The sequence below is a fragment of the Candidatus Binatia bacterium genome, from assembly GCA_035631035.1.
In the GTDB taxonomy this organism is placed as follows: domain Bacteria; phylum Eisenbacteria; class RBG-16-71-46; order SZUA-252; family SZUA-252; genus DASQJL01.
Window position 1 is genome coordinate 1 of sequence record DASQJL010000102.1, and the last position, 7472, is coordinate 7472.

The following is a 7472-nucleotide window of genomic DNA, read 5'->3' on the forward strand; positions in this document are numbered from 1 at the left end:
CCTCCGCCATGCCGCAGCTCACCGAGACGGGCGCCATCCTCGGGACGGCAAGCTACATGGCCCCCGAGCAGATCCGCCAGCAGACCGTGGACCATCGCGCGGACCTCTTCGCCCTGGGCGCGATCCTCTACGAGATGCTGACGGGCCGCCGCGCGTTCGACGGGCCGACCCCGATGGACCGGATGAGCGCGATCCTGAACGTCACGCCCGCGCCGCTCTCCGCTTCGACCGAACGCCAGACGCCCGGGATCACCGCGCTCGTGGAGCGATGCCTGGACAAGGAAGTCGAGACGCGATTCCAGAGCGCGTCCGATCTGGCGTTCGCCCTGGGGCTGATCGAGGCCGCGTCGTTGCGTTCGACCGGATCGGCCTCGGCAGAGCCCGGTGGTGGCGCGCCCATCGATGCGACCGGCGCCATCGAATCGCAGCCCGGCCCGGCGGATCTCCTGTTTCACCGCATCACCTATCGCCAGGGCTCGATCATGTCGGCCCGCTTCACGGCCGAGGGTCACTCGGTCTATCTCTGCGCGGCCTGGGATGGCCGGCCGGCGGAGCTGTTCCAGGCCCACCCGGGAAATCCCGAGCTGCGGTCGCTGGGATACCCGGGCACGGACATTCTTGCGGTCTCGCGCAGCGGCGAGATGGCCGTCTCCCTGCGCCGCCGGGCGCGCGGAGGTTTTGTCTACACCGGCATGCTCGCCCGCATGCCCGTGGGCGGCGGCCCGCGCGAAATCCTCGACGACGTGCGCGAAGCCGATTGGAGCCCGGACGGCCGTCAGCTGGTCGTCCTCCGGGAAGAGGGCGGCTTCGAGCAGATCGAGTTTCCCATCGGCAAGGTTCTCTACCGCACGCCGGGCTGGGTCACCAACATGCGTATGGCGCCCGACGGCAAGACGATCGCCTTCCTGGATCATCCGCTGCGCGGCAACGATGCCGGAGGCCCCTCGGTGCTGGACCTCTCGGGCCAGGTGAAGCACCTGTCGACCAACTGGTCCAGCTCCCGCGGCCTCACGTGGTCGCCGGACGGACGCGAGATCCTGTTCACGGCCTTTCGCAGCGGAGGCGGCCGGTCGCTGTGGGGCGTCACGCCGGACGGACGAGAGCGACTTCTTCTGCGCGTGCCCGGTCACATGACGGTGCTCGACGTGACCCGCCAGGGACTGGTGCTCTTCATCAATGAAAACGAGCGGCTGCGCTCCGAATTTCTTCGGGTGGGGGAGGCCGCGCCGACCGAGATGAGCTGGCTGGATTGGACATTGCCCCGCGCCTTGTCTGAAGACGGGAGCCGCGCGCTCCTGGAAGAGTCCGGCGTGGCCGGCGGTGAGATGCACAGCACCTACATCCGCGACACCGACGGAAGCCCCGCGATCCGGCTGGGGGATGGCTCCGCGCTGGACCTCTCTCCGGACGGACTTTGGGCCATGGCGGTGGTCGGCACCACCCCCGATGCCGTGCAGCTCTATCCCACCGGCGCCGGCGAGACGCGGGTGCTCTCGGTGCCCGGCCTCGACGTGATGGCCGGCCAGTGGCTGCGCGACGGCTCGATCTGCATCAACGCCCACGAGCCCGGCCGCGGGCTGCGTCTGCACCGGCTGGATCCCTCGACCGGCGAGGCCCGCGCGTTCAGCGAGGAGGGCCTCTCCTGGCACGAGATCATGGCCGCGCCCGACGGCTCCATGGTCGCGGCGATGGGACCCGAACGACACACCAAGCTCTATCCCCTGGACGGCTCCCCACCGGTCTCCGTTCCCGAGATCACCTCCGCCGATCGGGCGGTGCGATGGAGCCCCGATGGCGCCGCCCTGATCGTTTTCGGACGCGGCCAGCTGCCGGGCAAGGTCTTTCGCGTCGATCTCGCGTCCAGGAGACGCGAGGTGATGCGGGAGCTGACACCGTCGGATCCGACGGGGGTCGAGGGCCTGACGGGGGTCCGGATCTCCGGCGACGGGACCGGCTTCATCTATGGGTACATGCAGCGCCTGAGCCAGCTCTACATTGTGGAGGGACTGTTCCGGCAGGCGTCGTGACACGTCGGCCGAAAGCCTCGCGCGGTGCGTGCCGCCGTGCCGTAGCGTCTTGACTCCGGCCCGTGCCCGCCCCAGGATTACCGTCCAATCCCGCCGAAACCTCGGCGTCCATATCCCGCCCGGCGCCGCCGGGCGCCATCCGCCACCGTTCACGTTCCCTGGGGGGTCCGAACATGTTCGGCACCGGCTCATCCGCACGCATCTGCGCTCTGCTCCTCGCCTCCTCGCTCGCCACCGCCGGCCCCGCGCTGGCCAAGGACAAGAACGAGCTCGAGGCCACCGACCTTCCGACCTGCGACAAGAAGATCGGAGTGATGGCCGTGGACGAGCCCGAGAACAACTGGTGGACCGCGCTCAATCTCGAATCCCCGGCCGCGCTGCTCAAGGTGTACGCCTCCGAGTGCCACTGCTTCACGCTGGTGGATCGCGGCAAGGGACTCGCCGCCGCGAAGAAGGAGCGCGCCCTCGCGTCGGACGGCGAGATGCGCGTCGGATCGAACGTCGGCAAGGGGCAGATGAAGGCCGCCGATTACGTGCTGGTGCCGGACATCGCGAACAAGAACGCCAACTCGGGCGGCAAGCACTTCGGGGGGATCGTGGGCGGCGTGCTGGGCCACGGCGTCGGCGCGGTGGCGGGCGGGCTGAGCCTGAAGAGCAAGACCGCCGACGTGGTGCTGACGCTGACCGACGTGCGCTCGACCGAGCAGGTCGCGGTCGTGCAGGGGCACGCCAAGAAGACCAACGTGGGCTTCGGCGCGGGCGGCGGCGGCTTCTTCGGCGCGTTCGCCGCGGCCGGCGCGAGCAGCTACGCCAACACCGAGATCGGCCAGGTGGTGGCGATGGCCTACATGGACGCCTTCAAGAAGCTCATCAACCAGCTCAAGGAAGACACGCCCGACGCCAAGCAGAACAACGTCCAGCAGTCGGTCACCATGGCCAAGCCCGGACACCTCTACGAGAAACCCGACAACAAGTCGAAGGTCGTGCGCGACCTGGACGCCGGGATGATGCTCTACCCCTCCGGCGACAAGGACGGCATCTGGTGGAAGGTCTCGGACGAGCTGGGCAACGAGGGCTGGGTCCCGTCCCCGCTGTTCGCGCTGGCGAAGTAACGCCCCGCAGCGTCATGAGAAGGGCCGGGCGGCACCACGCTGCCCGGCCCAACTTGCGCCGGCGCAAGTTCGCCGCAACTCGCCCCGGGGCGAGATCCCGTAGACAACTCGTCCCGGGACGAGTTCGACCGTCCGTTTCACGAAAGATCCAGTTCGCTTCGGAACATTCTTCAATGCGCGCACTACCGTTTACGCGAATTCCTGGGCCTCCGGAACAGTGAGCCAATAGTCGCTTCCTGAAGACACTTGTCCATCGATTCACCGCCGCTAGCGGCGGTAAAAACCTGGCCGGCGCATTCGCCTCACGCCCTTCGTGCCGCGCCGAACGTCCGGTACAACGGCATCAGCGAATCGCACCCCAAACACGCCTGAGGCGGGGCCCGCTTTCCTTAGCAGACTCCGCCTCGCTTGCGCCTCACCGGCGCTGGCATTCGTCAGGGGCGAAACGCCGCGCCCCCTAGATCACTCGATCCCGCGCGCAACCTCCTGGGTGGTGATGCTGGTGTGCTCGTGCACCATGAGCCACCTGCCGCTCGACTTCTCGAACACGAAGGTCATGGCACCCGGGATCCGGACCGATCCCGTCGCCGAGGCGACCGTGAACGTGAAGGGAGCGGCCGCCACGGCCGCGGTCGGACCCAGAACCATCACGTCGACCGGCCCGAGGGTCATGTTGGGCCCGGCCTCGTGCCCGACGATCTGATCGTTGCTGTTTCGGATCGTCTGCCATCCGCGCTCGATCTGCCCGTCGCTGATGGAGACGACGTCGTCGCGGCGGCTGACCAGGGCCATCATGTCGTAGACGTCGCCGCGGTTCTCCGCATCGACGTACGCGTTGACGGCAGCCGTGACCTCGGCCTGAGGGTTCGCGGGGGGTGGAGTTGCGGCGATCGCGACCGCCGCGAGAATCAGGAATCCGACCAGGACCAGAGCAACCTTGGACATGGGGACCTCCTTGCCGGGGAAGGCTCGACCACGCTAGGCCCGTCGGGGGAACGAGTCAATAACTCAGGTGAGCGATACCCCGCAACTCAAGCGCCATGGCCAAGATAGGGCCGGATGGCCAGCGCCGCCAACGGCTGGTAGAATTCCCTCCCTCGCAGCACGGCACCCAAGGAGGACCGCATGAGCTATGACGTCATCGTCGTCGGCGCGCGATGCGCCGGCTCCCCCACCGCGATGCTTCTCGCCCGGAAGGGCTACAAGGTTCTGGTCGTCGACAAGGCGGCCTTCCCCAGCGACACCCTGTCCACGCACCTCGTACACCCGCCCGGCGTCGACGCCCTGCGCCGGTGGGGCATCCTCGATCTCGTGACCGACACCGGATGCCCACCCATCGACACCTACTCGTTCGACATGGGGCCGTTCGTCCTCTCCGGCAAGCCGGGCACGCCCGAGATGCCGGTGTCCTACGGCCCGCGCCGCACCGTGCTCGACAAGATCCTCGTCGATGCCGCCACGGAGGCCGGCGCCGAAGTGCGCGAGGAGTTCTCCATCGACGAGATCCTGTTCGACGGCGACCGCGTGGTCGGAATCCGCGGCCACGGCAAGAACGGCAAGCCCGTGGAGGAGCGCGCCCGGGTCACCGTCGGCGCGGACGGCCGGTTCTCGAAGGTCGCCGAGGCCGTGAAGCCGGAGGCGTACAACGAGCGTCCACCCATCCTGGCGGGCTACTACTCCTACTGGAGCGGGCTGCCCATGGAGGGCCGCTTCGAGGCCTACTCGGTTCCCCATCGCGGCTTCGCGGCCTGGCCCACCAACGACGACCTGACGCTGGTCGTCGGCGGCTGGCCCATGACCGAGTTCGAGGCCAACAAGAAGGACGCCGAGAGCCACTGGATGCAGATGATCGGCATGCACCCGGCGTTCGCCGAGCGGCTGCGCGGCGCCAAGCGCGAGACCAAGTTCTACGGCACGAACGTCGCGAACTACTTCCGGAAGCCGTACGGTCCCGGCTGGGCGCTGGCCGGCGACGCCGGCTACAACCGCGACTTCATCACGGCGATGGGGATCACCGACGCCTTCCTGAGCGCGGACCAGATTGCCGAGGCCCTGGACCGCTCGCTGGGCGGCGCCGAGCCCTACAACGAGACGATGGCCAAGTACCAGTACCAGCGCGACGAGCGGGTCACGCCCATCTTCCACTTCACCTGCCAGCTCGCCACCTGCGAGCCGCCCCCGCCCGAGGTGCAGAAGATCTTCGGCGCGGTGGCCGGAAACCAGGAGCATATGGACGCGTTCGCGAGGATGAACGCCGCGTGTCTTTCGCCGGCGGAGTTCTTCTCGGAGGAGAACGTGGGGAGGATCTTCGGGTCGGCGAGCGTGAGGCAGCTCTAGGCGACGGTAGTGGAGGCGGCGCTTCCGGGAACCTCTACCCGGCAGGCTCCGCTGCCCGGATCCGGTCCAGGAATCCGAGCATGGCCGCGTTGAACTGCTCCGGCCGCTGGAGCGGCGCGAAGTGGGTCACGCCCATCAGGACGACCAGCTCCGCGCCGGGGATGCTGCGCGCCAGGTACTCGGCATGCTCGCGCTTGATGAACTCGTCGCCCTCGCTCTGGACGATCGCGACCGGCACGCCGATCCGCGCCAGATCGTTCGCGGAGTAGTTCGGCTCGGTCCGCTGCATCAGGCCGACCGCCTCGGAGAAGGATTCGAAGTCGTCCGGCGTGGCCGAAAGCGCCTTATAGTCCTTCACGTGCCGGCTGAAGCACCGCTTGAGCACGTCCGTGAATTCCACGTCCCGTGACCCGCTCGGGTCCATGTTGCAGCCGAAGAAGAACACCCCCGCGGCCCGCTCCGGCGCGTGCGAGGCCAGGACCATGGCGGTGCACGCGCCGTCGCTCCATCCGACCAGGGAAGCCCGCGCGACCCCGAGCGCGTCCAGCACCGCGACGACGTCGGAAGCCAGCAGCTCGTAGGTGTACGCCCTCGCGTCGCGGGTGCTCCTGCCGTGCCCCCGGGTGTCGATCACGACCGCGCGATAGCCGCGCTCCACCAGTGCCGGAATCTGATGGCCCCAGTTGCCGCTGTGGCCCAAGCCGCCGTGCAGGAGCACGACCGGCGGGCCAAGGCCGTAGCTCGCATGCCAGATGCGAGCGCCCTCGTGATGGACGAAGCCCTCCTGATCGGAGGGTGGCAGGGGCGCGGCGCCGCGGGCCTCGAAGATGACGAGGTCGGCGTCATGGAAGTGGGCGGCGTCACGAGCGAAGTCGGCGTTGTGAAAGTCGTCATCAGCCATGCGGGCGACCCTACTATCCCAGGGCGGACCGATGCTAGAGTCTCCGATAAGGGGGATTCATGTTTCCGGTCCTGTTCATCATCGCCGTGGCGCTGCTGGCCGTGTTCCTGCTCCGGAAGCGCGGCCCCATCCGGCGGCCAGCGACACTTCCGATCTCAGCCGAGGAAGCCGAAGCCCAGGGCCACGCCGTCCGGCGCGCCATCGAATCGAACGTCCCCGGCCTCCCCGAGTCGATCGAAGACTGCGGCCACGCCGTGCAGGAGCTTCTTCGCCAGAAGCCGAGGGCGTGGGAGCACCTGCTCTTCGCGGAGGCGCTGCGCGATTGCTTCGCCAAGGTGAACGGGTATTACGCGGCGACGGACCCGGCGACGCCTTTGGCCGCGAACAATGCCATCCAGCGCCCGCTGGGCGCGAGCGAGGACCCCCGGAGCACGCTCGCCGAGATCGCGGCCATGCTGGATGCGCTCTCGTCCTTCTCGAAGCGGGTCGAGTCCGCGATCAATGAGGGGCTCCCCGGGGCCATCGGCCCTCCCGGGCAGCCGGGCGACGTCGTCGCGCTGCTCGACGTCGCTCGCGGCCTCGCACAGTGCTACGCGATGCTGGTCGCGATCATCCGGCACGTCCGCTCCATGAAGACGCGCGAGTACTTCGCCCCGATCCGGCACTCGATCGAATCGAGCGCGGAGCGGTGCCGCGAGCAGCTCGACGCCTTCCCCGACCGGATCCGCTCCAGCGTGGCCGAGGCCATCCACGCGGCCGAAACCGGCGGCACGTCTTCGGCCAGGTTGAGCCTGATCCTCGAGGTGGACAGTCTGGAGATGTCCCAGGCGATGAAGATCGCGATGGACGGCGTTCGGAAGGAGTTCGGGGTCAGGTCCAGAGAGGAGTTCGAATGACCGGCGACGAGCTCAAATGCTGACTCCGGAGCTCGAATGCTGACTCCGGAGCGCGAATGACCCGTCCCGCGGTGACGGCCTCCCTGGTCGCCGCTTCCGTCGCCTATCTCGCGTCGTGGTTCCTGCCCGTGGTGGCATTCACCCCCGGCGGACTGGTCCAGGGCATCGACGCCGGCTGGAAAGCCTTTCTCATGGCGCT

6 protein-coding genes are annotated in these 7472 nt (G+C 68.3%); 4 read left to right on the forward strand and 2 right to left on the reverse strand.

Translation table 11 applies throughout. From position 1 onward, the window contains the following. Both VE326_10835 and VE326_10840 read left to right on the forward strand, forming a co-directional pair. On the forward strand, window positions 1–2027 hold a 2027-nt coding region (locus tag VE326_10835), incomplete at its 5' end, for a protein kinase (GenBank protein ID HYJ33703.1). A gap of 173 nt (window positions 2028–2200) precedes the next feature. Further along, the gene (locus VE326_10840; GenBank protein ID HYJ33704.1) at window positions 2201–3139 is read left to right on the forward strand and encodes an SH3 domain-containing protein; all 939 of its coding nucleotides are present in this window, start codon (window positions 2201–2203) and stop codon (window positions 3137–3139) included. A 462-nt stretch (window positions 3140–3601) separates the two neighbouring features. Here the strand turns inward: VE326_10840 and VE326_10845 are convergent, their stop codons facing one another. Further along, window positions 3602–4084 (reverse strand): SgcJ/EcaC family oxidoreductase, encoded by a 483-nt coding sequence (locus VE326_10845; protein HYJ33705.1) that lies wholly within the window; start codon window positions 4082–4084, stop codon window positions 3602–3604. A 180-nt stretch (window positions 4085–4264) separates the two neighbouring features. Here VE326_10845 and VE326_10850 point away from each other — a divergent pair, with 180 nt between their 5' ends. Next, window positions 4265–5476 (forward strand): NAD(P)/FAD-dependent oxidoreductase, encoded by a 1212-nt coding sequence (locus VE326_10850; GenBank protein ID HYJ33706.1) that lies wholly within the window; start codon window positions 4265–4267, stop codon window positions 5474–5476. 34 nt (window positions 5477–5510) lie between these two features. Here VE326_10850 and VE326_10855 read toward each other — a convergent pair whose 3' ends face one another. Next, the gene (locus tag VE326_10855; protein ID HYJ33707.1) at window positions 5511–6377 is read right to left on the reverse strand and encodes an alpha/beta hydrolase; all 867 of its coding nucleotides are present in this window, start codon (window positions 6375–6377) and stop codon (window positions 5511–5513) included. A gap of 59 nt (window positions 6378–6436) precedes the next feature. On the opposite strand from VE326_10855, the gene VE326_10860 reads away from it, so the two are divergent. Further along, entirely contained in the window at window positions 6437–7273 is an 837-nt protein-coding gene (locus VE326_10860; GenBank protein ID HYJ33708.1) for a hypothetical protein, read from the forward strand. The last annotated feature ends 199 nt before the right edge of the window (window positions 7274–7472 follow it).

Bases quoted from the DNA above. Each gene is read 5' to 3' on its own strand.
- VE326_10840 (HYJ33704.1), top strand. From the start codon at position 2,201: ATGTTCGGCACCGGCTCATCCGCACGCATCTGCGCTCTGCTCCTCGCC.
- VE326_10845 (HYJ33705.1), bottom strand. From the start codon at position 4,084: ATGTCCAAGGTTGCTCTGGTCCTGGTCGGATTCCTGATTCTCGCGGCG.
- VE326_10850 (HYJ33706.1), top strand. From the start codon at position 4,265: ATGAGCTATGACGTCATCGTCGTCGGCGCGCGATGCGCCGGCTCCCCC.
- VE326_10855 (HYJ33707.1), bottom strand. From the start codon at position 6,377: ATGGCTGATGACGACTTTCACAACGCCGACTTCGCTCGTGACGCCGCC.
- VE326_10860 (HYJ33708.1), top strand. From the start codon at position 6,437: ATGTTTCCGGTCCTGTTCATCATCGCCGTGGCGCTGCTGGCCGTGTTC.